Source organism: Pseudomonas sp. MONT-RG-20F-20-E-7-02 (genome assembly GCF_022662395.1).
GTDB lineage: Bacteria > Pseudomonadota > Gammaproteobacteria > Pseudomonadales > Pseudomonadaceae > Aquipseudomonas.
Genome location: NZ_JAKNQN010000011.1, coordinates 28,914 through 51,958 on the forward strand (window position 1 = coordinate 28,914; position 23,045 = coordinate 51,958).

Sequence of the window (23,045 nt, forward strand, 5' to 3'; positions counted from 1 at the left end):
TTCGCGCGGTGCCTCCCCTGGCACCGCGCTTTTTGTCTGGAAAACTACGCATGACCCCCACTTCTCATCTGCCCCTCGGCCGCCTGGTGCTGGGCCTGGCGTTTGCTGCCGCCCTGCCTGTTCAAGCCGACGACACCACCTTGACCGGCGACTGGGGCGGCCTGCGCCGTGAACTCGACGAGCAAGGCATCCGCTTCACCGGCGACTACAGCGGCGAGACCGCCTACAACGCCGACGGCGGCCAACACCGTTCGGCGCGCTACTCGCAGAACATCAAGCTGGGCGTGCAGTTCGACCTGGGCAAGCTCTACGGCTTGAACAATGGCGACCGCATCCAGCTGACCATCAACGACCGGCGCGGCAACAGCGCCTCCGAAGACCTGGTGGGCAACCGCCTGCCGATCCAGGAAAACTACGGCGGCCTCTACACGCGCCTCACCGAATTGAGCTACGAACGCACGCTGTTTACCCCGGCGCTGAACGTCAAGCTCGGTTACATGGCCATGGGCAATGACCTCGGCGGCCTCGACAGCGGCATCCTGTGCAACTTCATGAACGCCGGTTTCTGCGGCCACCCGCTGAACATGTCCGGTGGCAGCGGCTGGACCAACTACCCCAACGCGCGCCTCGGCGCACGGGTGAAATACGACTTTTCGCCGCAATGGCAACTGCGCGTAGCGGCGTTCAACGTCGACCCGTCGAGCAACGGCAATTCCAGTCGCGCCTGGCACCTGGGGCCCAAGCACACCACCGGCACCGTGGTGCCGATCGAGCTGGTCTACAAACACGCGGGCACGCTGCCGGGCGAATACAAGCTGGGGTATTACTACGACAGCTCCGACGTGAAACGCATCGGCAGCAACAAAGAGGTCAGCGGTCGTGGCGGCCACTACCTGCTGATCGATCAGGCGGTGTGGGCGTCCAGCGCGTCTGCCGGTCGCGTGCTGCATGCCTTCGGCCAATACTCGGCAGCCAGTGAAGCCGCCTCGCCCTTCAGCAAGTGGTATGGCGCAGGCGTGGTGCTGTACAAGCCGTTTGAAGGCCGCCCGCGCGACACCGTCGCCCTGGGTTATGGCCGCGCAGTGCCGAACCCGCGCAGTCGCGATGTGCAGGAGTTGGCGGCATTTAACGCGGGGACGGATTATCCGAACCTGAACAATGCCGAGCAGCTGATCGAACTCAGTTACGGCTACCAGGCCACGCCGTGGCTGACGCTGCGCCCGGATGTGCAATACATCATCGAGCCGGGGGCGTTTTCCGGTGAGAACATCGATAACGCGCTGGTATTGGGTTTACAGGTGAAGGCCACTTTCTGACCGGATGAAGGCCGAGGCGCGAGCGCCAGCTGCGTCTCGCGCCTGTCAGGTCACAGTCGTTGTGTCACCATTTACCGAATCAAACGCCATCCCGACTACCCCTGCCCTCTCGAAGCGACGCTTTACCTCTTCGCTGACGATGATTGCACCCAGATAGTACTTAAGCCTGAAAATATCTCGGCCACCCACTTTTACCGGATCGATAATGAGCCTGGTAAAGCCGCGATAATCCCCCGCCCGGTCCGGCCGCACCGGATCATCCACGGCATACCGCTGATATTCCGAGCGTTGTTCATCCACGCACTCAACCTGCGTCTCGATGATCATCACGAAATAGTCCTGCTCAACGTGCGTGTTCGCAATGTGCACCGGCTCAAGTACGAGATGGTGATAAGGCTTATCCACCTCCGGCAAGCCCACTAACGCATCACGTGCTCTTGTGCTCAATACCGGAACACTGCCATAACCCGCCAGCGCGTAATCAACCTCAACCCCTTCGAACCTGACGTCGAGGGTGTAACTGCCAGGCTCCATGTAATTGGGCGGCGGATTACTGAAGTGCCAGTTATTAACGTGGCGTATGTCACCAAGCACCCATTTGTGCGGCACTGAGTGATCCGCCCTGAGTAAGTAATACCTCATGTCCTTATCCTTTTCCCCGCGTCTGCCGACATCATGAAGCCGCTGTGTGCTGATACTCACGCGGCGTACACCCAAACTCCCGCCGAAACACGGTGTGCAGGTACTGCGCCGATTTGAAGCCGCAGCGCGCCGCGATGTCGGCAATCGCCAGGGCTTGGTTTTCCAGGCCCTTGGCGGCGGCCGCAAGTTTGAAGCGCAGGATCTCATCGTGCACGCTGCAGCCGCGCGCCTTGCGAAAGTGTGATTCGAGGGAGGAGCGCGAAACGCCAACATAGGCCGCCACTTGGGCGGTCTTGATGCCCTGGCAAGCGTACTGGCGGATAAACAACAGCGCCTGCATCACGTACGGGTTACCCAACGGTTGATGCAAGCTGGACGCCTGCACATTGATTGCATCCGGCGGCACCAGAATCTGTGTGCCCGCGCAGGGTTTGCCGTGCAGCATCTGGTGCAGCAGCGCCGCAGCCGTGCGGCCCATGGTCTCGGTGCCCTGGATGACTGAACTCAACGGCACGCGCGTCAGCGTGCGAGTCAGCGGGTCATTGTCGATGCCGATCAATGCGACTTCTTCCGGCACGGCAATGCCGGCAGTGAGGCAGGCTTGCAGCAGCTGCCGTGCGCGGGCGTCGGTGACGGCGATGATGCCGATGGGCTTGGGCAAACTGTGCAGCCAGGCAATCTGCTGTTCCACAGCGCTGTCCCACAACGGTGCGCTGGTGCCCAGGCCGCGATAGACCTCCACGTGCAGGCCATCGCGTTGCAACAGACGGCGGAAGGCTTTCTCACGCTCCTGGGCCCAGCGATTGGCCTGGGCTTCCGGCAGGCTGAAACAGGCAAAACGGCGCAGCCCTGCCTCGATCAAATGCTCATACGCCAGCTTCATCAACGCACGGTTGTCGGTGGCTACATAGGGAATGCCCTTCGGGTAGGCACGCGCATCCTGATACGAGCCACCCACCGCCACCACCGGCAACTTGATGTCGGCCAGCGCCTCGCCGATCAGCGGGTCGTCAAAGTCGGCGATGATGCCGTCGCCCTGCCAGCGTTCGATGCCCTTGAGGCGACACAGAAAGTCCTCTTCAAGAAACAGATCCCAGGACACGCGCGTGCTGCTCAGGTAATTGCCGATGCCGGTGATGATGCCCCGGTCGTAGATCTTGCTGCCATTGAACAGCAAGGCAATGCGGTGAACAGGCGTTAGGGTTTTCATTGTTTTTATCCTTAAAGCCGGTCGCCACAGCCTAGACCTCCCCAGTCAAAATCGCACCATGGCTTGGTGATTTTCATAATCGGCAGTCCCGATGCCGTTGCTAGTATCGAGTCACCGCCAAGAACAATAAGGAAATCGCCATGCCGTACTTCCCCGGTGTCGAGAAGGTTCGCTTCGAAGGCCCCAGCAGCGACTCTGCCCTCGCCTTTCGCCACTATGACGCCAACAAAATCATCCTCGGCAAACCCATGCGCGAGCACCTGCGCATGGCAGCCTGTTATTGGCACACCTTCGTGTGGCCAGGGGCGGATATGTTTGGTGTAGGCACCTTCAAGCGCCCCTGGCAGCGCACCGGCGACCCGATGGAACTGGCCATCGGCAAGGCGGAAGCGGCGTTCGAGTTTTTCTCCAAACTGGGCATCGACTACTACAGCTTTCACGATACCGACGTCGCACCCGAAGGCACCTCGATCAAGGCGTACCGCAACCATTTTGCGCAAATGGTCGACCACCTGGAGCGCCACCAGGAACAGACCGGCATCAAATTGCTGTGGGGCACCGCCAACTGCTTCAGCAACCCGCGCTTTGCCGCCGGGGCTGCCAGCAACCCGGACCCGGAGGTGTTCGCCTACGCCGCCGCGCAGGTGTTCAGCGCAATGAATGCCACACTGCGGCTCAAGGGTGCCAACTATGTGCTGTGGGGCGGCCGCGAGGGCTACGAAACCCTGCTCAATACCGACCTGAAACGCGAGCGCGAACAGCTCGGACGCTTTATGCGCATGGTGGTGGAGCACAAGCACAAGATCGGCTTTACGGGCGACCTGTTGATTGAGCCCAAGCCCCAGGAGCCGACCAAACACCAATACGATTACGACAGCGCCACGGTGTTCGGTTTCCTGCATGAGTACGGCCTGGAACACGAGATCAAAGTGAATATCGAGGCCAACCACGCAACCCTCGCCGGTCACAGTTTTCATCATGAGATCGCCACGGCCGTGTCCCTTGGGATTTTCGGCAGTATCGACGCCAACCGGGGCGACCCGCAGAACGGCTGGGACACTGACCAGTTCCCCAACAGCGTCGAGGAGATGACCCTGGCAACCTACGAAATCCTCAAGGCCGGTGGGTTCAAGAACGGCGGCTACAACTTCGATTCCAAAGTACGCCGCCAGAGCCTGGACGATGTCGACCTGTTCCACGGCCACGTCGCCGCCATGGATGTGCTGGCCCTGGCGCTGGAGCGCGCAGCGGCAATGGTGCAGAACGACCGGCTGCAGCAGTTCAAGGACCAGCGTTATGCCGGTTGGAACCAGCCATTGGGCCAGGCGGTATTGGCCGGTGAGTTCAGCCTGGAGTCGCTGGCCGAACACGCCTTTGCGCACGAGCTGAACCCACAGGCCGTGAGTGGCCGGCAGGAGATGCTTGAAGGGGTGGTCAATCGGTTTATCTATACCTGACAGTGTGTGTGTGCCTGTGGTGGCTGGGCATGTTGTGGCGAGCGGGCTTGCCCCGCGTTGGGCGGCGCAGCAGCCCCATTCCAGGCGACCCGCTCTGCCTGAAATACCGCGGTGTCGGGTTTCAGGGCCGCTTCGCGCCCCAACGCGGGGCAAGCCCGCTCGCCACAACTACAGTGTTCGCCTACAGTCGTCACACCGTGTCTTTCCAACAACAATAAAAGGACGCACCACCATGAAGTCATTTAAACGCACCTTGCTCGCCACTGCTCTGGCCCTGCTCGCCCTGCCGGTGATGGCCGACTCCGCCCATCCAAAAATCGGTTTCTCCATTGACGATTTGCGCCTGGAACGCTGGTCCCGTGACCGTGATTACTTCGTCGCCGCGGCCGAGAAACTCGACGCCAAGGTCTTCGTACAGTCGGCGGATGCCAATGAGCAGAAGCAAATCTCGCAGATCGAAAACCTCATCTCCCGAGGCGTCGATGTGATCGTTATCGTGCCGTTCAACGCCACCGTGCTGACCAACGCCGTCGCCGAAGCCAAGAAGGCCGGTATCAAGGTGGTGTCCTACGACCGCCTGATCCTCAATGCCGATATCGACGCCTACATTTCCTTCGATAATGAAAAAGTCGGCGAGATGCAGGCCAGCGGCGTGCTGCAAGCGGCGCCCAAAGGCAACTACTTCCTGCTCGGCGGCGCGCCCACCGACAACAACGCCAAGGTGCTGCGCGAAGGCCAGATGAAAGTGCTGCAACCGGCCATCGACAAGGGCGACATCAAGATTGTCGGCCAGCAGTGGGTCAAGGAATGGAACCCCACCGAAGCCCTGAGCATTGTCGAAAACGCGCTGACCCGAAACGACAACAAGATCGACGCCATCGTCGCCTCCAACGACGCCACTGCCGGCGGCGCGATCCAGGCCCTGGCCGCGCAGAAACTCGCGGGCAAAGTGCCGATTTCCGGCCAGGACGCCGACCTCGCCGCCGTCAAGCGCGTGATCGACGGCACCCAGACCATGACCGTGTATAAGCCACTCAAACTGATCGCCTCGCAAGCGGCGAAACTTTCGGTGCAGCTGGCGCGCAATGAGAAACCCACCTACAGCTCGCAATACGACAACGGCAGCAAGAAGGTCGACACCATCCTGCTCACGCCTACGCCGTTGACCAAGGCCAATATCGATCTGCTGGAGACAGACGGGTTCTATACCAAAGAGCAGATTGCCGGGCAGTGACCGCCATGGCCAACTACTTGCTGCAAATGAACGGCATCGTCAAAACCTTTGGCGGTGTCAAGGCGCTGAACGGCATCGATATCAAGGTACGGCCGGGGGAATGTGTCGGCCTGTGCGGTGAAAACGGTGCGGGCAAATCCACCTTGATGAAGGTGCTGTCGGCGGTGTACCCGTATGGCACCTGGGACGGCGAAATTCTCTGGGATGGGCAGCCACTCAAGGCCCAGTCGATCAGCGAAACCGAGGCCGCGGGCATCGTCATTATCCACCAGGAGCTGACGCTGGTGCCGGACCTGTCGGTGGCCGAAAACATCTTTATGGGCCATGAACTGACCCTGCCCGGCGGGCGCATGAACTACCCGGCGATGATTCATCGCGCGCAGGTACTGATGCGTGAACTCAAGGTGCCGGACATGAACGTGGCGCTGCCGGTTTCACAGTACGGCGGCGGCTACCAGCAACTGGTGGAAATCGCCAAGGCCCTGAACAAACAGGCGCGCCTGTTGATCCTCGACGAGCCCTCTTCGGCCCTGACCCGCTCGGAAATCGACGTACTGCTGGACATCATCCGTGACCTGAAAGCCAAGGGCGTGGCCTGCGTGTATATCTCGCACAAGCTCGATGAAGTGGCAGCGGTGTGCGACACCATCGCGGTGATCCGCGATGGCAAACACATTGCTACCACCGCCATGGCCGACATGGATATCCCGCAGATCATCACGCAGATGGTAGGCCGCGAGATGAGCAACCTCTACCCCACCGAGCCTCACGAGGTCGGCGAGGTGATTTTCGAAGCGCGTCACGTGACCTGCTATGACGTGGACAACCCCAAGCGCAAACGCGTCGACGATATTTCCTTTGTGCTCAAGCGCGGGGAAATTCTCGGCATTGCCGGGCTGGTGGGGGCTGGGCGCACGGAGCTGGTGTCGGCGCTGTTCGGCGCGTACCCCGGCCGCTACAGCTGCGAAGTGTGGCTCGATGGCCAGGTGATCGACACGCGCACCCCGCTCAAATCGATCCGCGCCGGGCTGTGCATGGTGCCCGAAGACCGCAAGCGCCAAGGCATCATTCCCGACCTGGGCGTGGGCCAGAACATCACCCTGGCGGTGCTCGATACCTATGCGCACTTGACCCGCATCGACGCCGAGGCCGAACTGGGCAGCATCGACCAGCAAATCGCGCGTATGCACCTCAAGACCGCCAGCCCGTTTTTGCCGATCACCAGCCTGTCCGGGGGCAATCAGCAAAAGGCCGTGCTGGCAAAAATGCTGATGACCAAGCCCAAGGTGCTGATCCTCGACGAGCCTACGCGTGGGGTGGACGTGGGCGCCAAGTATGAGATCTACACACTGATGTGCGCGCTGGCGGCCGAAGGCGTGGCGATCATCATGGTCTCCTCGGAGCTGGCCGAGGTGCTGGGGGTTTCCAACCGCGTGCTGGTGATCGGCGACGGCCAGTTGCGCGGTGATTTCATCAACCAGGGCCTCACCCAGGAACAGGTGCTCGCCGCCGCGCTCAGCCATAACAATAATGATCGGAAGACCGCGTAGATGAACCACGTCAAACAGCTGTTCACCCGCTACAAAATGCTCGCCCTGGTGATTGCCGTAGCGGTTATCTGGCTGTTTTTCAGCTGGCAGACCGAGGGCGGTTTCGTGACGCCACGCAACCTCTCCAACTTGCTGCGGCAGATGTCGATCACTGGCATCCTGGCGTGCGGCATGGTGCTGGTGATCATCAGCGGCGAGATCGATTTGTCGGTGGGTTCACTGCTCGGATTGCTGGGCGGGCTTGCGGCGATTCTGGATGTGGTTTATCACATCCCGCTGCTGGCCAACCTCAGCCTGGTGGCACTTTGCGGCCTGATGCTCGGGCTAGCCAATGGTTACATGACCGCCTACCTGCGCATCCCGTCGTTTATCGTCGGCCTGGGCGGCATGCTCGCGTTTCGCGGGATTCTGCTGGGGATTACTGGCGGTACCACCATCGCGCCGGTGTCGCCGTCGCTGGTGTATGTGGGCCAGGGGTATTTGCCGCACAGCGTGGGTATCGGCCTTGGGATTTTGTTGTTCGCTCTGACCCTGTTCCTCACTTGGAAACAACGACGTAACCGCGCCCTGCACAGCCTCGCCGCGCACTCCCTGATGCGTGATGGGCTGCGCGTGGCGGTGATCGGCGCGGTGCTCGCCGGGTTCGTCACCACCCTCAACAGCTACGATGGCATCCCGGTGCCGGTGCTGTTGCTGCTGGTGCTGCTCGGCGTATTCAGCTACGTCACCAGCCAGACTGTGTTCGGCCGCCGCGTATATGCGGTGGGCAGCAACATGGAAGCCACGCGGCTGTCGGGCATCAACGTGCAGGCGGTGAAGTTGTGGATCTTCGGCATCATGGGCGTGATGTGCGCCCTCGCCGGCCTGGTCAACACCGCGCGCCTTGCGGCGGGTTCACCGTCGGCGGGCAACATGGGCGAACTGGATGCCATCGCCGCGTGCTTTATCGGCGGCACCTCCATGCGCGGTGGCTCGGGCACGGTGTATGGCGCGTTGCTCGGCGCGCTGGTGATTACCAGCCTGGATAACGGCATGTCGATGCTGGATGTGGACAGCTACTGGCAGATGATCGTAAAGGGCAGCATTCTGGTGCTGGCGGTGTGGGTGGATGTGAGTACGCGGGCCGGGCGGCGCTGAATCACAGCCATAAAAAAGCCACTCGAATGAGTGGCTTCTTTTTGGCCGGTCTAGCTCAGCACAACATCACGCATTGCCGGAATGTAACCGTAATCGTAGGCCTCCTGCACAAACGAACGGTCCCCCTTCAATACAATCCTCACGGTGGGCGCCTCGGTGCCGCCGATACGGTAGTCATCGCCGGTGGTGGGCACGCTGTCGATAAACGACGTCACCAGGCCATTGGGCATCACGCAATGGGAATAGGTTTGGAAAGGTTGCGATGGTGGGTTGCCAAGTACCAGACCCGAGCCATTCATCGGCGTGTAGGGACCAAACAGATGATCGCCAACAAATCCGTAGACGCCATCCGGCCCCGTCACGCCGTCGGCGTAGGTGAACTTGTGACTGATGGTGAACAGGTAGTACTTGTTGTCCTGGAACACATAATGCGGGCGTTCGGTTTGATCGTTCACGCCCACCGCCGTCACCAGTGGCGGCAGGATTTCCCATTCTTCACCGCTGAGGTCCTTGGCCACGGCAATGCCAATGCAACCGACCTGATACCGCGCACCGCCGACGTCTTCATGGCCAGGCGGCACCAGGCCGAGTTCATCCGGGCCTACTTCGTGAGTACCGCGCTCGCCCGCGACATTGCCTTCAAACACCATGTACAACTTGCCGTCATTGGGGTCGATAAACGGGCTGGGGTCGCGAAAGTTCCACGTCGCATTCTGCGCTTCGGTCTGGTAATACGTGCCATCAGCCTCGAACAGCGACTTGACGTCAGTGAAGCCCTCAAGCGTAACGCCGCTGTCCGACGTGACGACCCGGCCCCTGACCTTGGCAATCGTGGCCCCCGGCGTTACGCAGGTGTAATACAGGTCGATATCGCCGTGGTTGTTGAGCAGGATCGGCGTACCTGCCCATTCACGGGTGGTCGGCGAAACCCCTTCAGCCATCACGCGGCCACCGAAGATCCAGTCCTTGCCGGTGCGCGAATACCAGTAGCACATGCGCGCATGGCCGTGGCGGTCTTCCCAATCACGCTTGATATCGTAACGGCCATCGGCATTGATAAATTGTGGATCATGCGGGCGACGGTCTGCGGTCAACGTAAAGATAACCGACCAACCATTGACCGATACCACCGTGCCATCCAGCTCACGCAATGGCATGGTGTCCCAAATAAACACCGTGTCACTCATGACAGGAAAGTCAGGACTCACTAACGGCTGTGTAGTCGTCGGGTCATTTTCATTAACTTTTAGCGCATCGGCCCGAGTCCAGCGAGTGGGTGTGTAATTCGCAGGTTTCATGATGATGTCCTTTTACTGACGCTTTAGTGACAAGCGAAGATTAAATAACACTGACAGCCGGCAACTGGATTGCGACTGAAAAGAGCGAGCCGTAGTTGGCTCTACACGTGCGAAACAAGGTTTAACATGACGCCTATTGATGACGACATTAAGAATTATTTAAGTCATAAGTGCCACCACTGTATTTATATCCTTGATATAAATACAGTGGCACTCTTTACAAATGACAGATCAATAGACAGTTAGCTACTCAACTACCAAACACCAGCGCTACCGCCTGTGCCCCGGCGTTCTTTTGCGTGAAATCCTTGGCCTGCGCTGCGGTTTTCAAGGTGTAGTTATAGTTGGAACGCGCTGTCCACTGGGCGTTGGGCGACTTCTGATTGGTGATGCTGGGCACACTGTTGGTGTCGGTGAAAGTCCCCGTGCCTTTATCGTCCAACATGCCGTTATTCTGGCTGCCCTCGCCGAAGTAATTACTTTCAGAAAGGATATTGGCGTTCTGCGCCAGGGTAAAACCCAGGTGAAAGTTATTCACGTAATTGTTATACACATGAAAATACCCGTAACGCATCAAACCGGGCGCGCGCACTTCCATGTTGTCGAAGCGGTTATGGCACAGCGTAAGATGTGGGTAACCATTGAATGCCGCGTTGTTGTCATCGGCTGGGTGGCCGAAGATCAAGCCGTATTTGTGGTTGCCAAAAAAGCAGTTGCTGATGGTGGCGTAGTCGGCCTTTTCACCGATATACACCAGTTTATCTTCACTGCCGTCCGTGGTGGACCAGGTGTGGCCGACAAAAGAGCAATGGTCGATCCAGTATTTACTGCCGTAGTTCAGGTACACCTGGATATCGTCATTGGCCTTAATACTTGCCGAATGTTTGAAGATAATGTTTTGCAGAATAATATTCTGCGACTGCGCCGTGGCACGCAGGTGGATGTTTTCCAGCGTGCGGTTCTGGAAGGAGCCAATCAGGGTCTTGTTGGCGCCCATGTTCACTTTGGTCAGGCTCGACGCCGAGATATTGCTGTTAATCACCAGCACCCGCGGGGTGGTGTCGCCAATATTGGCCTTGAGTTGGTCCAGCGTGGTGATGCTGACCACCTGGCCCGCCCAACCACCGGTGACTTTTGCCGCAAGGGCGAAACCGGTCAAGCCGGTGAGCTTACTTTCTGGATACGACATGAGTTCCCTCTCTTTCATAAAAAGCGGCTCGACAGTGCGAGCCTGTGCATTCAAGTTAATCCGTCAACTTGCACACAGTGTTCGGCATGGCTGGTAATGCCGGGTTTGGCTGATCAGCGCTTAAACACTGTGTTTATATACAGTAGTAGACTTTCAGTATGCGGTCAACACGTGAGCACCACCAATGAGTAGGAAATGGCTTTTTTTCTGGTTCTCAAAAGGCCAGCAAGGCGCGTCGCTTTTAATTGCAGGACGTTTCCTAGACAATCCCTGCCGCCTTGTGCCTGTTGGAATCGATGGCTAGTCTGCGATCCGTCACTGCTCATCAGTGATCGGGTTTAGCAGCCTGACTTCAATAGGCACACGGTTCACTTCTGCTTTATGGCGGTTGTGCGTGGGGCACCTTCGGGTGCGCTGGTTTTCCTATTGACCGGTCTGCTAACCCGCGTACAGCTGCCACCCTCGTTTAGCAGCGTTGGCGGTAGCTCTCTTGTTCAATAGGAGTTACACCATGAATAAAGTCGTCCCCGACCCACCCCTCAGTTCAGCCAAAGCCCGCGCCGCGTTCAACCGCGCCATCGACCATTACCTGCCCACCCAAGGTGTGCCAATCGAAGAGTTGAGCTTCGAAGATGCCCTGCTCTACACCGCCAGTTTGCTCGACAGCGCTTCGGCCACGACACTCAACTGCAGTGAACTGCTGCCCAGCCCCGAGCGGGCGAAGATTCTGGCGGTGTGGCATTTGCTGGAAATGGCCAGGACCACGGTGGACCGCTCTATCGAGTGCCTGAACCCCGCCCGTTAAAAACTGTGGGAGCTGGCTTGCCTGCGATGGCGGTGTGTCAGTCAGGTTATCTGTTACTGATACACCGCCATCGCAGGCAAGCCAGCTCCCACAGTAGATTTCCCACAGTTGATCTGCGGTGATCTTGCGTTACTTGGACACCGGCATCGCAAACTCCGCGCCCTGTTCGATGCTTTCCGACCAGCGCTGCATGATCGACTTCTGCTTGGTGTAGAAGCGCACGCCCTCGGTGCCGTAAGCATGCATGTCGCCAAACAGGCTCTTCTTCCAGCCACCAAAGCCGTGCCAGGCCATCGGCACCGGGATCGGCACGTTGATGCCGACCATGCCCACCTCGATACGCCGCGCAAACTCGCGGGCAATGTTGCCGTCGCGGGTAAAGCAGCTCACGCCGTTGCCAAATTCGTGGTCGTTGACCAGTTTGATCGCCTCGGCAAAGTCATTCACACGCACGCAGGCCAGCACCGGGCCGAAGATTTCTTCGCGGTAGATGCTCATGTCCTGGGTCACGTGGTCGAACAAGGTCGCGCCGAGCCAGAAGCCATGTTCCAGGCCGGGTTCGGTGGGCACATAGTCACGGCCGTCGAGCAGCAATTGCGCACCGGCTTGCACGCCTTGTTCGATGTAACCGCTGATGCGTTCCAACGCAGCCCGCGACACAATCGGGCCCATTTCGGCCTTTAAATCGCGGCCGTCGGTGATGCGCAATGTCTTGGCGCGCTCGGTCAAGGCGGCAATGACTTTATCGCCCACATCACCCACCAGCACCGCCACCGAGATGGCCATGCAGCGTTCGCCGGCACTGCCGTAAGCCGCGCCCATCAGTGCGTCGACGGTTTTTTCGATGTCGGCGTCGGGCATCACCACCATGTGGTTTTTCGCGCCGCCCAAGCCTTGTACGCGCTTGCCATTGCGCGCACCGATTTCGTAGATGTATTGCGCAATCGGCGTGGAGCCGACAAAGCTCACGGCCTTGACGTCCGGGTGTTCGAGCAGCGCATCCACCGCTTCCTTGTCGCCCTGCACCACGTTGAACACGCCTGTGGGCAAGCCGGCTTCATGCAGCAACTCGGCCATGAACAGCGACGCGCTCGGGTCAGTCGGGCTTGGCTTGAGGATGAAGGTGTTGCCCGCCGCGATGGCGATGGGGTACATCCACATCGGCACCATCACCGGGAAGTTGAACGGCGTGACGCCGGCCACCACGCCCAGGGGCTGGCGCATCGTCCAGTTGTCCATGCCCCGCGAGACCTGGTCGGAATGCTCGCCCTTGAGCAGGTTCGGAATACCGCAGGCGAACTCGAGGATGTCGATACCCCGGTCGACTTCGCCCTGGGCGTCGGTGAAGACCTTGCCGTGTTCGGCGACGATGATGCGCGCCAGGTCGTCCTTGCGTTCGCGCAGCAAGTGCAGGAATTCGAACAACACGCGGGCACGGCGGATCGGCGGCGTATCAGCCCAACTGGCGAAGGCCGCTTGGGCGGCAGCGACGGCTTCACCCACGGTCTGGCGGCTGGCCAGCGCGACGCGGCCGGTCACTTCGCCGGTGGCCGGGTTGTAGACGTCCTGATAGCGATCATCGCGGGAAACGCGCTGGTCGTTGATGTAGTGCGCAATCGTGGTGGTCATGGCAGGTATCCCTGGTGGGTAGCGTTGGAACACACGATAGGCTTTCGGTTTGTTCCAAACCAGAGCAGAATCCAGAACTGATTGTCCTCATAGGCGAACAATAGCGTCATGGAAAAATCCGAGATCGAAGGGCTGTGGACCCACATTCATTGGCTGTCGGTGCTGGAAGAACACGGAACCTACACCGCCGCTGCCGCACGCCTGGGCGTGAGCAAATCGGCGGTCAGCCAGCGCATTTCAGACCTGGAAAAAGCCACCGGCACGCGCCTGGTCACCCGCACCACGCGCAGCGTGCGGCTGACCGATGCCGGGCTGTCATTGACCCGCGAAGTGCGCAGCGCCTATGAACATATCGCGCGCAGCTTCTCGTCGGTGCGCGACTCTGCCGGTGAGATTCGCGGGCTGGTGCGCCTTACCGCGCCGGTGGCGTTTGCGCGTCAGCAGTTGGTGCCGCACTTGTCGGAATTTTTGCAGCTGTACCCGCAGGTGCGTATCCAGCTGGATGTGTCGGATGCCTTGAGTTCGCTGGCGGCCGAAGGTTACGACCTGGCGGTGCGGCACGGCTTCCAGGTGCCGGAAACCCATGTGGCGTGGAAACTGTGCGACACCGGTTCGGTATTGGTCGCCACGCGCGACTATCTGCAACAGCACGGCGAACCCCGCGAACCCGGCGACCTCACTGCGCATAACTGCCTGTACTACCCTCGCGGCAGCGACCAGCCGGCCTGGACCTTCGAACGCGGCGGCAAGAAGGTAGAACGCGTGACCGTGCCCATCGCCGGCAGCTTTTCGACCAACAACAGTGAGGCGCTGCGCGACTCGGCGCTCAACCACCTGGGCATCGCCCTGCTCCCGGACTTCAGCGCGCAGGCCGCGCTGGCCAGTGGCACGTTGGTGCAGGTGCTCAAGGGCTGGACGCTCAAGGGCGCGTTTGCCGATGAGATTTACCTGATACGGCCGTATTCGCCCCATGTGCCGAAATCGGTCAGCACGTTAGTTGGCTATCTAAAGGACAAGTTGTCAGACGGCTTCCGGTTTAACGGGTGAGTCATAAACTCATGCATACGACTTAAGCGGAATCGTTCTCGACAACCACTTATAAATAAACTTCTTATAGCCAGCGGCAATAATCCAAATAACCAATATCCAGACCTTGTATTGAACTTGTTACTTGCGAAAGTCAGTAACAACAGCTTCTTGACACCTCAAAAAAAGCCATACAACTAATTGTAAAGTATGGATAAAACTCGCCACACACGCGGCGCTTAACCGCCGCTTTCAAACTCATACCTGCGCAAACTTGCAAAAAAACCACAACCGGCTACGTTCATGACTACCGTGAAAGCCATCAGCCATTACGCACACAACCTGCCGTACAGGCGAGGAACTCTATTGCTCTGAAAACAGCGTTTAACACTGACACGGAACTTAGTCTTAATTCTCAAAAGGGATGCTTTGATGAAGCGCAGCCGCGGGTATCGTGCGTTCTCGAAAAAGGGGCCAGCCGAACATTTCTGGCTGTCGTTGTTTGGTTTTTCAGTGCTGGTGATTGCCAGCTTCCTGTTGTTTGAACAACAGATCCAAGACTTCCTGATTCACCTCAACCTGTACCAACCTTCCACCACCGCCCAAGCCCTTAACCTGGCACTGCTGCTGATCGCCTTGCTCGCCCTCGACGTGGTGCTGCCGGTGCCGTCGAGCATGGTCGCGTTGCTGGCAGTCGCCATGCTCGGCAGCCTCGGTGGCTACCTGGTGATTTTCATCGGGCTGTGTCTGGGTGCCGCGCTGGGGTACGCGCTGGGCGCCGGTTACTTGCGCTTGCTGTCCGGCCGCCTTGGCTTGCATCAGCGCCAGCCTGGGCAGTTGGCGTATCGGCTGGGCACCTTGTCGTTGATTTGCCTGCGCGGTGTGCCGGTGCTGGCGGAAACTTCAGTGGTGGCCGCCGGAATGCAGCGCTACCCGCTGCGCGCTTTTTTGCTGATTACCACACTGGCCAACGCGGGACTGGCACTGGCTTACACGGCCATCGGCACGTTGCTGATCGAGCAGCACGCACTGCTGGTGACCATGCTCGCCAGCATGGTATTGCCGCTGGTGTTTGTGGCCGGTTACAGCCTGCTCAAACCCAAGCCCAGTGTGGAACAGCCGCTGCGCGGACGCTTCGAGGTCAGTTACGACTACCCGGTGATCTTCACCGACCATCTGTTTGACCCGGCCAACCCGTGCCTGCACCGCGAGCTCATCGCACAACACGCTGCGCCGGTGACGGTGATGGTGTTCGCCGATGAACAACTGCTGCACAGCGCCCCAGCGCTTGCGGAACAGATCGACGCGTACTTCGCCGCCCATGCCGACCTGCAGTTAAAAACCGCGCCCATCGCCGTGCCGGCCGGTGAACTGAGCAAAACCCCACAGGTGCTGGAGCAGCTCTACAGCGACATGCTGCAACACGGCCTGGACCGCCATTGCTACGTGCTGGCCCTGGGTGGCGGCGCGGTGCTGGACGCGGTGGGTTACGCCTGCGCCACCTTCCACCGTGGCATTCGGCTGATCCGCATTCCCAGCACCGTATTGGCCCAGAACGACGCCGGCATTGGCGTGAAAAACGGCATCAATGCCTTCGGCCAGAAGAACCTGCTGGGCGCCTTCTACCCCGCCACCGCCGTGATCAATGACTTCCAGCTGCTCACCAGCCTCACACGTCGCGACCAGATCGCCGGGCTGGCAGAAGCGGTCAAGGTGGCGCTGATCAAGGACCACGTGTTCTTCGAGTGGATGGAGCAACACGCCGAGGCCCTCGCCCACTTCGACCACAGCGCCAGCCGCTACGCGATTCGTCGCTGCGCCGAGCTGCACCTGGCGCACATCACCGGGGCGGGCGACCCGTTCGAACGCGGCAACGGTCGCCCCCTGGATTACGGGCACTGGGCCGCGCACAAACTGGAAAACCTCAGCCATCACCGGCTGCGCCATGGCGAAGCCGTCGCGGTGGGCATGGCGCTGGACGGGCTGTATGCGAATGCCTTGGGGCTGTTGAGCGATGCCGACACGCAACGGGTGATGCGCCTGTTGCGCACGCTGGGTTTCAACCTGTGCCCGCCGGAGCTGGCGTTGAAAGATGCCCAGGGCCGCTCACCGTTGTTGCTCGGCCTGGAGGAGTTCCGCCAGCACTTGGGCGGGCAACTGTCGATCCCGATGCTCAACCGCATCGGCCAGTCGGTGGACCTGCATGAAATCGACAGCGCGACGATGCAAGCGGCGCTGCAACGGCTGTCGAGCACAAGCGATACAGCGCCGGCCCTGGGCGAAGGTTACGCACAATGAGCCCGATGAAAACCTGGATGACCCTCGGGCGCGTCTCCAACCTGCCCACGGTGTGGACCAACACCCTGGCCGCCGCCCTGCTCGCCAGCAGCGCCGGCGCATTGGCACCGCCGTCGTCGCTGGTGTGGGGGTTGCTGCTGATCACGCTGTCGTTGCTGTACCTGGCCGGCATGCTGTTGAACGACTGGCTCGACGCCGACTGGGACCGGCAACACCACAACCCGCGCCCGATCACCCTGGGCTTGGCCAGCCGCCAGCAGGTGGGCCGGGCCACAGCGCTGCTGCTGATACTCGCCGCCGCTGCGGTGCTGGGCCTGAGCCGCCTGATCGACGAGCCGCATTGGCTGCTCGGCAGTGTGCTGCTGCTGGTGGGCTGCATTGTCGGCTACAACCTGCTGCACAAGAAATACGCCCACAGCGTGTGGCTGATGGGCGCCTGCCGCTCGGCGCTGTACCTCACGGCGGCGGCCAGCCTGGCGGTGCCGGCGGAGCCGATTTGGCTGTGCGCGATGTTGCTCGGGGTGTACATCAGCGGCCTGACTTACCTGGCCCGCCAGGAACATCGCAACCAGTTGATCAGCCGCCTGCCGTTGCTGTTGATGCTCAGCCCGCTGGCCCTGGCGCTCTATTCCAACACGCTGTGGTTCTGGCCGGTGTTGCTGCTGTGGCTTGGCTGGTTGGGCTGGCATTACTGGAAACACCTGGCCAACCCGCCACAGCGCCAGGTGCGTGCGTTTATCGGCGCTGGCCTGGCCGCCCTGCCGCTGTTCGACGCGCTGGTGCTGGCGGTGGCCAACCAGCCGCTGGGCAGCCTGTTGTGTGTGCTGGTGTTTTTCCTGCTTCCCCACTTTCAGCGTTGGATCAAGCCGACATGAACATGCGCCAGGATGGCCTCACCGAACACCTTCAAGCCCTGACCGAGCAACTGAATGCCAGCGAACTGGCGTGGTGGCAGCAGGCGCAGGCACAGCTTGCCCAACACCCCAGCGCGACCACGACGGCGTTGTTGAGCGGCCAGTGCAAGCGTCACCTGCCAGCACCTGCCGTCACGTTGGCGCGTGGGTTGCTGCTGGCCCAAGCACTCGAACACACCACGGCTGCCGAGCAGTTGCCGCTGTTGCACCAGCTGTTCCTGTGGGGTGACGATCAGGAAAAAGCCGCCCTGCTCAGCGCCCTCGATTGGCTCGACAGCGACGGGTTGTGCGTGGCGCTGGCGCTACAGGCCGGGCGCACCAGTAACCCGCAGGTGTTTGCCGCCCTGGCCCTCGACACCGCGTACCCGTCACGCCATTACTCGGAGCGCGCGTTTCACCAGTTGGTGTTGAAGGCGCTGGGCATGGGCCTCGACATCGGGCGCCTGGTCGGCCTGACCCAACGCCACGGCGTCACCCTCAATCAGCTGGCCCTCGACCTGCTCGACGAACAGCTCGCCGCCGCGCGCACCGTGTCCCCCGGCCTGCCCAAAGTGATCGCATTCGACCTGCTCAGCCCGGCGCAACTGCAACGCTTGCGCAGCCTGCGCCTACCGCCGGAATGGCACGCCTACCTGAACTGACACCGCCCAACGCCGCCCTTTTCCTTGACGAGGATTCACCATGCTCAAGTACTTCGATCCGCATATTCATATGGTCAGCCGCACCACCGACGACTACCAGAACATGGCCGCCGCCGGCATTACCGGGGTGATCGAACCGGCGTTCTGGCAAGGCCAGGCGCGCACCAGCGTCGGCAGTTTCGTCGACTACTTCGACACGCTGCTGGGCTGGGAACGCTTTCGCGCGAGCATGTTTGGCATTCATCACTTCTGCACCATTGGCCTGAACCCCAAGGAGGCCAACGACCTGTCGATTGCCAATGAAGTGCTGGAGATCCTGCCGCGCTACCTGGTCAAAGACGGCGTGGTCGCGGTGGGCGAAATCGGCTACGACGACATCACCCCGGAAGAGGACCGTTTTCTCGCCGCGCAGCTGGAACTGGCCAAACAATTCAACCTGCCGGTGCTGGTGCACACCCCGCACCGCGACAAAGTCGGCGGCACCAAACGCACCCTGGCGGTGATTCGCGAGGTCGGGATCGCCGAGCACCTGGTGATCATCGACCACCTCAACGAACTGACCTTGCCGCTGGTGCTCGACAGCGAGTGCTGGCGCGGCCACTCCATCTACCCCAACACCAAGATGTCGGAGCAGCGCATGGTGGCGCTGCTCAAGGAATACGGCACCGAGAAAATGGTGGTCAACAGCGCGGCCGACTGGGGCATCAGCGACCCGCTGAAAGTGCCCAAGACCGGCCAGGCGATGTTGGCGGCAGGCTTCACTGAAGCCCAGGTGGAACAGGTGCTGTTCCACAACCCGGTGGACTTTTTTGCCCAAAGCGGCCAGCTGGACAAGGCCCTGGTCAGCACGCCGCTGCCGATTGACCAGCGCAAGCAGTGGCAGGAAAACTCGGCCCTGCGCGGCCAGGACCCGGTGGTCAAATGAGTGCCGGCAGCGGCTGGACGGCCGCGCAGGTCGGGTATTGCAGCAACGTGCACCCGACCCGAGACCTGGCGGGGTTAAGCGCCTCCATCGAGCAGCACTTTCAAGGCGTGCGCCGCCTCCGTGGGCTGCCGGAACAGGACAGCGGCCTGTGGATTTGCGCCCACGCGGCGGCCCAGTTACAGGAACATTCGGCGCGTGCGCAGTTTCTGGACCTGCTCAATCAAACGGGCCTGCGCCTGACCTCGCTGAACGGTTTTCCCTACGGCGAATTTCATCAGGGCGCGGTGAAAGCCGAGGTCTACATGCCCAACTGGGCCGAGCCGCAACGCCTGGCCTATAGCCTCGACCTGGCGCGCATCCTCGCCGACGCCTTGCCGCACGATTGCCGCCAAGGGGTGATTTCCACGGTGCCGCTGGGCTACGCCGCCACCTGGACGCAGGCGTTACAAGCGCGCGCCGATGCGCACTTGAGCCAACTCACCGCCGCCCTCGCCCGCCTGCATGGGGAAACCGGCAAGAAGATCGTGTTCTGCCTGGAAATGGAGCCGGACTGCGTGTTGGAAAACACCGAGCAGGCCATCGCGTTCTTCCAGCGTCGGCAAGCCATCGACCCCAATCATGCCTACCTGGCGCTGTGTTTTGATGTGTGCCACCAAGCGGTGATGTTCGAAGACTGCTACCAGTCGCTGCAAAGGCTGCATCAGGCGCGGGTGCCGGTGGGCAAGATCCAGCTGTCCAACGCGATGATTTGCCGCCTGCCGCCAGAAGCCGACCCGCACCGTGCAACCGTGCTCGCCACCTTGGGCAGCTTTGCCGAAGCCACTTACTTGCATCAGGTCAAAGCCCTGGATGCCCAGGGCCGCTTGCGCGCCTGGCCGGACCTGCCCGCCGCCCTGCACACCTGCGCCGGGTTCAGCGAACTGCGCATTCACTTCCATATCCCGCTGTTCAGCGAACACCTGCTGCTGCCCGAACTCAGCGGCAGCCGGGTGGCCCTGGCGCAGACGTTCGATTACCTGGCGGCGCATGCTGATTTTCGCCCGGTGCTGGAAGTCGAAACCTACAGTTGGGGCGTGCTGCCCGCTGAGCTGCGGCCCGCCACCGAGCCTGCCCAGCTGGCGGGCATTGCGGCGGAATTGCGTTGGGTCGAGGAGCAATTGCGCCAACGCAACCTGTTGCGCCCCCTGGCGCAGGAGGCGTACGCCGATGCCCTCTGAGCAACCGCTGCTGCTGATCAACGTAGTCGGGCTGACGCCGTCGCTGTTGGGTGACGCGACGCCGCATATCAACGCCCTGCTCAAGACCGCGCAGATGGCTCATCTGCAACCGGTATTCCCCGCTGTGACCTCAACGGTGCAGGCTTCGATTCTTACCGGCGCGCCGCCGTCGCAGCACGGGATTGTCGGCAATGGCTGGTACTTTCGCGACCAGGCCGAGGTGCGCTTCTGGCTGCAACCAAACGCGCTGATCCAGGGTGAAAAGGTCTGGCATACGCTCAAGCGTGCGCTCCCGGGCTTTCGCTGCAGCCAGTTGTTCTGGTGGTACAACATGTACGCCGACGTGGACGCCGCCATCACCCCGCGCCCGCACTACCCGGCCGATGGGCGCAAGCAGTTCGGGCTGTATTCGTCACCGCCCGGTTTGCATGAGCAGATCGAGGCGCAAATCGGCGAGTTCCCATTCCCCGGTTTCTGGGGGCCGGCGGCGGGCATTGCATCGAGCCGCTGGATCGTCGAGTGCGCAATGGCCGAGTTCCAGATCAATCGCCCGCACCTGCAATTGATCTACCTGCCACATCTCGATTACAGCTTGCAGCGCGTGGGGCCGGATCACCCGTCGATTGCCGAGGAAGTGCGCGCCATCGACGCCGAGGTCGGGCGCCTGCTGGACTTCGCCGAAGCGCAGGGCGCGGCGGTGATGCTGCTCTCCGAATACGGCATCGAAGCCGTCACGCAATCGGTGTCGATCAACCGCGTATTGCGCGCCGAGGGCCTGTTGCACGTGCGCCAATCCCTGAGTTGGGAATTGCTCGACCCGGGCGCCAGTGCGGCGTTTGCCGTGGCTGACCATCAAATCGCGCATGTGTATGTGAAGCAGGCGCAGGACATCCCTCGGGTCAAGGCCTTGCTGCAACGCCAGCCCGGTATCGAGCAGGTGCTGGACAAGGACGAACAGCGCGCCTGGCAGCTTGATCACCCCCGCAGCGGCGAGCTGGTGGCCGTGGCCGCAGCAGGTTACTGGTTCGATTACTACTACTGGCTGGACGCGCGCAAGGCCCCGGATTTTGCGCGCACCGTGGACATCCACCGCAAGCCCGGCTACGACCCGGTCGAGCTGTTCGTCGACCCGGCGATTCGCTTCCCCACGCTGAAAGTGGCGCGCCGCCTGCTGCAAAAAAAACTCGGCTTTCGCTACTACATGGACCTGATCCCGCTGGACACCACGCTGGTCCGCGGCAGCCACGGCCGCCTGCCGAGCAGCGTGCAGACCGGCCCCTTGCTGATCACCAATTGTGATCTGGCGTTACCGCAACAGCTTGCGGCGACGGCAGTGAAACAACTGCTCCTGGAACATTTCCTGGGGCGCCCCCACGTTGAACTGGCCAATGCCAAGGAGCTTCCATGCGGCGAGCCTTATCTATCACTGTCCTGAGCGCACTGGCCGGTTTGGCCCATGCCCAAGGCGCAAGCACGTCGTTCGACTGCACGGATTTTCTGCAGTTTGGCGGCAATATCGACAAGACCCGAACCACCTTTACCCAAAGCCCCGAGACTTTGGCCTGGAACTGGTTCGTCTGCCTGAACCAACCCGCTGCCTCGCAAAGCGCCGATCTGGTCTGGGAAACCATGAAGCCTTCGGACCAGGTCTACCTGGCCAACGGCGCGCAACCGCTGCCCTACGCCCAACGTGTGCCGGTGCCGGCCGCCGTACTGACGCAAGCCCAGGCGATGGGCATGAACGTCAATCGCACCTTTCACAACCTCAACGCCACGCAACAGGTGGACGGGTTGATCCTGGAAATGGGCGGGCAGGTGCCGCCCGCCCAGCAAGGCCAGGCCGTGCGTTTCCAGCTGTTGATGGGGCCGGACACCTTCAACTACATCGTGCAGCAGAAGGTCTACAACGTGAACGGCCAGGCCGCGTTGACCAGCGACTTGAACTTCCCCTCCAGCGCCTGGGAGTTGAAGGCCGCCTGGCTGTGGATCGGCAACAACCCGACCTATCAGCAGCAACTGGCCAACGATGGTTACTACATCGCCCAGACCTACTACCAGCAGGGCAACCAGTACGTGGTCGGCTATGCCGCGTTGAGCGGCTTGCATGTGATCAACAAACTCAACCCCGACTGGGTGTGGACCACGTTTGAGAACCGCAACAACAGCAAGTACACCGTGACCAACGCGGTCCCGCCCACGCCGATGACCAACAGCACCGGGCCGACGGCGGCGGCACAACCGGTCAATAGCAGCTTTCAGGCGAGTTACCCGACGCTGGCGCAGTACGAGCTGATCGGCGTGCAGTCCAACACCACGCCCACCCTGCTCGCCAACTCCCAGCTGGAGTCGGCCTTCCAGAGCATGTCTTCGTGCTTCGCCTGCCACGGCACCGCCGCGTATTCACCGAGCAAGGGTTACTTCAATTTCGCCCTCAACCAGAAAGGCGGCATCGTCTACCCCACCACCGTACTGCCGGCTTCCGACTTTGTCGGGTATCACAAACTGGACTTTGTCTGGTCGCTCAAACGCGCCCAGTGGCAACGCTAAGGAGCATGAC

19 protein-coding genes are annotated in these 23,045 nt (G+C 60.9%); 14 read left to right on the forward strand and 5 right to left on the reverse strand.

Translation table 11 applies throughout. The features are described from left to right. Nucleotides 1-50: 50 nt before the first annotated feature. Nucleotides 51-1,316, forward strand: coding sequence for a carbohydrate porin (locus L8I05_RS25585; protein WP_242173061.1), 1,266 nt, complete (start codon nucleotides 51-53; stop codon nucleotides 1,314-1,316). Nucleotides 1,317-1,361: 45 nt separating this feature from the next. Here the strand turns inward: L8I05_RS25585 and L8I05_RS25590 are convergent, their stop codons facing one another. Then, nucleotides 1,362-1,958 (reverse strand): DUF1629 domain-containing protein, encoded by a 597-nt coding sequence (locus L8I05_RS25590; RefSeq protein ID WP_242173077.1) that lies wholly within the window; start codon nucleotides 1,956-1,958, stop codon nucleotides 1,362-1,364. A gap of 31 nt (nucleotides 1,959-1,989) precedes the next feature. Further along, nucleotides 1,990-3,168, reverse strand: coding sequence for a XylR family transcriptional regulator (locus tag L8I05_RS25595; RefSeq protein WP_242173096.1), 1,179 nt, complete (start codon nucleotides 3,166-3,168; stop codon nucleotides 1,990-1,992). Between the two features lie 140 nt (nucleotides 3,169-3,308). Here L8I05_RS25595 and xylA point away from each other — a divergent pair, with 140 nt between their 5' ends. From xylA to L8I05_RS25615, 4 genes are all read left to right on the forward strand, one after another. Further along, complete coding sequence (xylA, locus tag L8I05_RS25600) at nucleotides 3,309-4,625, forward strand: xylose isomerase (RefSeq protein ID WP_159955733.1); 1,317 nt, start codon at nucleotides 3,309-3,311, stop codon at nucleotides 4,623-4,625. A 232-nt stretch (nucleotides 4,626-4,857) separates the two neighbouring features. Next, nucleotides 4,858-5,859, forward strand: a complete 1,002-nt coding sequence (gene xylF, locus L8I05_RS25605; protein ID WP_242173100.1) for a D-xylose ABC transporter substrate-binding protein — start codon at nucleotides 4,858-4,860, stop codon at nucleotides 5,857-5,859. A 5-nt stretch (nucleotides 5,860-5,864) separates the two neighbouring features. Then, on the forward strand, nucleotides 5,865-7,409 hold the full coding sequence (gene xylG, locus L8I05_RS25610) for a D-xylose ABC transporter ATP-binding protein (protein ID WP_242173118.1): 1,545 nt from the start codon (nucleotides 5,865-5,867) through the stop codon (nucleotides 7,407-7,409). Next, entirely contained in the window at nucleotides 7,410-8,546 is a 1,137-nt protein-coding gene (locus L8I05_RS25615) for a sugar ABC transporter permease (RefSeq protein ID WP_159955727.1), read from the forward strand. It begins immediately after the preceding gene. Between the two features lie 50 nt (nucleotides 8,547-8,596). On the opposite strand, the gene L8I05_RS25620 is transcribed toward L8I05_RS25615, so the two are convergent. After that, complete coding sequence (locus L8I05_RS25620; RefSeq protein ID WP_242173121.1) at nucleotides 8,597-9,844, reverse strand: glycoside hydrolase family 68 protein; 1,248 nt, start codon at nucleotides 9,842-9,844, stop codon at nucleotides 8,597-8,599. Nucleotides 9,845-10,094: 250 nt separating this feature from the next. Then, nucleotides 10,095-11,033, reverse strand: a complete 939-nt coding sequence (locus tag L8I05_RS25625) for a pectate lyase (RefSeq protein ID WP_242173124.1) — start codon at nucleotides 11,031-11,033, stop codon at nucleotides 10,095-10,097. A 511-nt stretch (nucleotides 11,034-11,544) separates the two neighbouring features. Between L8I05_RS25625 and L8I05_RS25630 the strand changes: the two genes are divergently transcribed. Next, complete coding sequence (locus L8I05_RS25630) at nucleotides 11,545-11,838, forward strand: hypothetical protein (RefSeq protein WP_177015778.1); 294 nt, start codon at nucleotides 11,545-11,547, stop codon at nucleotides 11,836-11,838. Between the two features lie 129 nt (nucleotides 11,839-11,967). On the opposite strand, the gene L8I05_RS25635 is transcribed toward L8I05_RS25630, so the two are convergent. Continuing rightward, nucleotides 11,968-13,467, reverse strand: a complete 1,500-nt coding sequence (locus L8I05_RS25635) for a CoA-acylating methylmalonate-semialdehyde dehydrogenase (RefSeq protein ID WP_242173127.1) — start codon at nucleotides 13,465-13,467, stop codon at nucleotides 11,968-11,970. A 108-nt stretch (nucleotides 13,468-13,575) separates the two neighbouring features. Between L8I05_RS25635 and L8I05_RS25640 the strand changes: the two genes are divergently transcribed. From L8I05_RS25640 to L8I05_RS25675, 8 genes are all read left to right on the forward strand, one after another. After that, nucleotides 13,576-14,514 (forward strand): LysR family transcriptional regulator, encoded by a 939-nt coding sequence (locus L8I05_RS25640; RefSeq protein WP_159955721.1) that lies wholly within the window; start codon nucleotides 13,576-13,578, stop codon nucleotides 14,512-14,514. A gap of 411 nt (nucleotides 14,515-14,925) precedes the next feature. After that, complete coding sequence (locus tag L8I05_RS25645; protein WP_242173144.1) at nucleotides 14,926-16,791, forward strand: 3-dehydroquinate synthase; 1,866 nt, start codon at nucleotides 14,926-14,928, stop codon at nucleotides 16,789-16,791. A gap of 5 nt (nucleotides 16,792-16,796) precedes the next feature. Next, nucleotides 16,797-17,666 (forward strand): UbiA family prenyltransferase, encoded by an 870-nt coding sequence (locus L8I05_RS25650; protein WP_242174365.1) that lies wholly within the window; start codon nucleotides 16,797-16,799, stop codon nucleotides 17,664-17,666. Beyond that, nucleotides 17,663-18,346 (forward strand): EboA domain-containing protein, encoded by a 684-nt coding sequence (locus L8I05_RS25655; protein ID WP_242173147.1) that lies wholly within the window; start codon nucleotides 17,663-17,665, stop codon nucleotides 18,344-18,346. Before L8I05_RS25650 ends, L8I05_RS25655 begins: the two co-directional genes overlap by 4 nt. 40 nt (nucleotides 18,347-18,386) lie before the next feature. After that, nucleotides 18,387-19,271, forward strand: coding sequence for a TatD family hydrolase (locus L8I05_RS25660; protein ID WP_242173151.1), 885 nt, complete (start codon nucleotides 18,387-18,389; stop codon nucleotides 19,269-19,271). Then, nucleotides 19,268-20,488, forward strand: a complete 1,221-nt coding sequence (eboE, locus tag L8I05_RS25665; protein ID WP_242173308.1) for a metabolite traffic protein EboE — start codon at nucleotides 19,268-19,270, stop codon at nucleotides 20,486-20,488. The genes L8I05_RS25660 and eboE overlap by 4 nt, the downstream gene beginning before the upstream one ends. Then, a complete protein-coding gene (locus L8I05_RS25670; RefSeq protein ID WP_242173311.1) occupies nucleotides 20,478-21,923 on the forward strand; it encodes a nucleotide pyrophosphatase/phosphodiesterase family protein in 1,446 nt (481 codons plus the stop codon). Before eboE ends, L8I05_RS25670 begins: the two co-directional genes overlap by 11 nt. Beyond that, on the forward strand, nucleotides 21,893-23,035 hold the full coding sequence (locus L8I05_RS25675) for a hypothetical protein (RefSeq protein ID WP_242173314.1): 1,143 nt from the start codon (nucleotides 21,893-21,895) through the stop codon (nucleotides 23,033-23,035). The genes L8I05_RS25670 and L8I05_RS25675 overlap by 31 nt, the downstream gene beginning before the upstream one ends. Nucleotides 23,036-23,045: the final 10 nt, after the last annotated feature.

Bases quoted from the DNA above. Each gene is read 5' to 3' on its own strand.
- L8I05_RS25630 (WP_177015778.1), top strand. From the start codon at position 11,545: ATGAATAAAGTCGTCCCCGACCCACCCCTCAGTTCAGCCAAAGCCCGC.
- L8I05_RS25640 (WP_159955721.1), top strand. From the start codon at position 13,576: ATGGAAAAATCCGAGATCGAAGGGCTGTGGACCCACATTCATTGGCTG.
- L8I05_RS25595 (WP_242173096.1), bottom strand. From the start codon at position 3,168: ATGAAAACCCTAACGCCTGTTCACCGCATTGCCTTGCTGTTCAATGGC.
- L8I05_RS25670 (WP_242173311.1), top strand. From the start codon at position 20,478: ATGCCCTCTGAGCAACCGCTGCTGCTGATCAACGTAGTCGGGCTGACG.
- L8I05_RS25585 (WP_242173061.1), top strand. From the start codon at position 51: ATGACCCCCACTTCTCATCTGCCCCTCGGCCGCCTGGTGCTGGGCCTG.
- L8I05_RS25625 (WP_242173124.1), bottom strand. From the start codon at position 11,033: ATGTCGTATCCAGAAAGTAAGCTCACCGGCTTGACCGGTTTCGCCCTT.
- L8I05_RS25660 (WP_242173151.1), top strand. From the start codon at position 18,387: ATGCTCAAGTACTTCGATCCGCATATTCATATGGTCAGCCGCACCACC.
- L8I05_RS25645 (WP_242173144.1), top strand. From the start codon at position 14,926: ATGAAGCGCAGCCGCGGGTATCGTGCGTTCTCGAAAAAGGGGCCAGCC.
- L8I05_RS25635 (WP_242173127.1), bottom strand. From the start codon at position 13,467: ATGACCACCACGATTGCGCACTACATCAACGACCAGCGCGTTTCCCGC.
- xylF (WP_242173100.1), top strand. From the start codon at position 4,858: ATGAAGTCATTTAAACGCACCTTGCTCGCCACTGCTCTGGCCCTGCTC.
- xylG (WP_242173118.1), top strand. From the start codon at position 5,865: ATGGCCAACTACTTGCTGCAAATGAACGGCATCGTCAAAACCTTTGGC.
- xylA (WP_159955733.1), top strand. From the start codon at position 3,309: ATGCCGTACTTCCCCGGTGTCGAGAAGGTTCGCTTCGAAGGCCCCAGC.
- eboE (WP_242173308.1), top strand. From the start codon at position 19,268: ATGAGTGCCGGCAGCGGCTGGACGGCCGCGCAGGTCGGGTATTGCAGC.
- L8I05_RS25620 (WP_242173121.1), bottom strand. From the start codon at position 9,844: ATGAAACCTGCGAATTACACACCCACTCGCTGGACTCGGGCCGATGCG.
- L8I05_RS25650 (WP_242174365.1), top strand. From the start codon at position 16,797: ATGAAAACCTGGATGACCCTCGGGCGCGTCTCCAACCTGCCCACGGTG.
- L8I05_RS25615 (WP_159955727.1), top strand. From the start codon at position 7,410: ATGAACCACGTCAAACAGCTGTTCACCCGCTACAAAATGCTCGCCCTG.
- L8I05_RS25590 (WP_242173077.1), bottom strand. From the start codon at position 1,958: ATGAGGTATTACTTACTCAGGGCGGATCACTCAGTGCCGCACAAATGG.
- L8I05_RS25655 (WP_242173147.1), top strand. From the start codon at position 17,663: ATGAACATGCGCCAGGATGGCCTCACCGAACACCTTCAAGCCCTGACC.
- L8I05_RS25675 (WP_242173314.1), top strand. From the start codon at position 21,893: ATGCGGCGAGCCTTATCTATCACTGTCCTGAGCGCACTGGCCGGTTTG.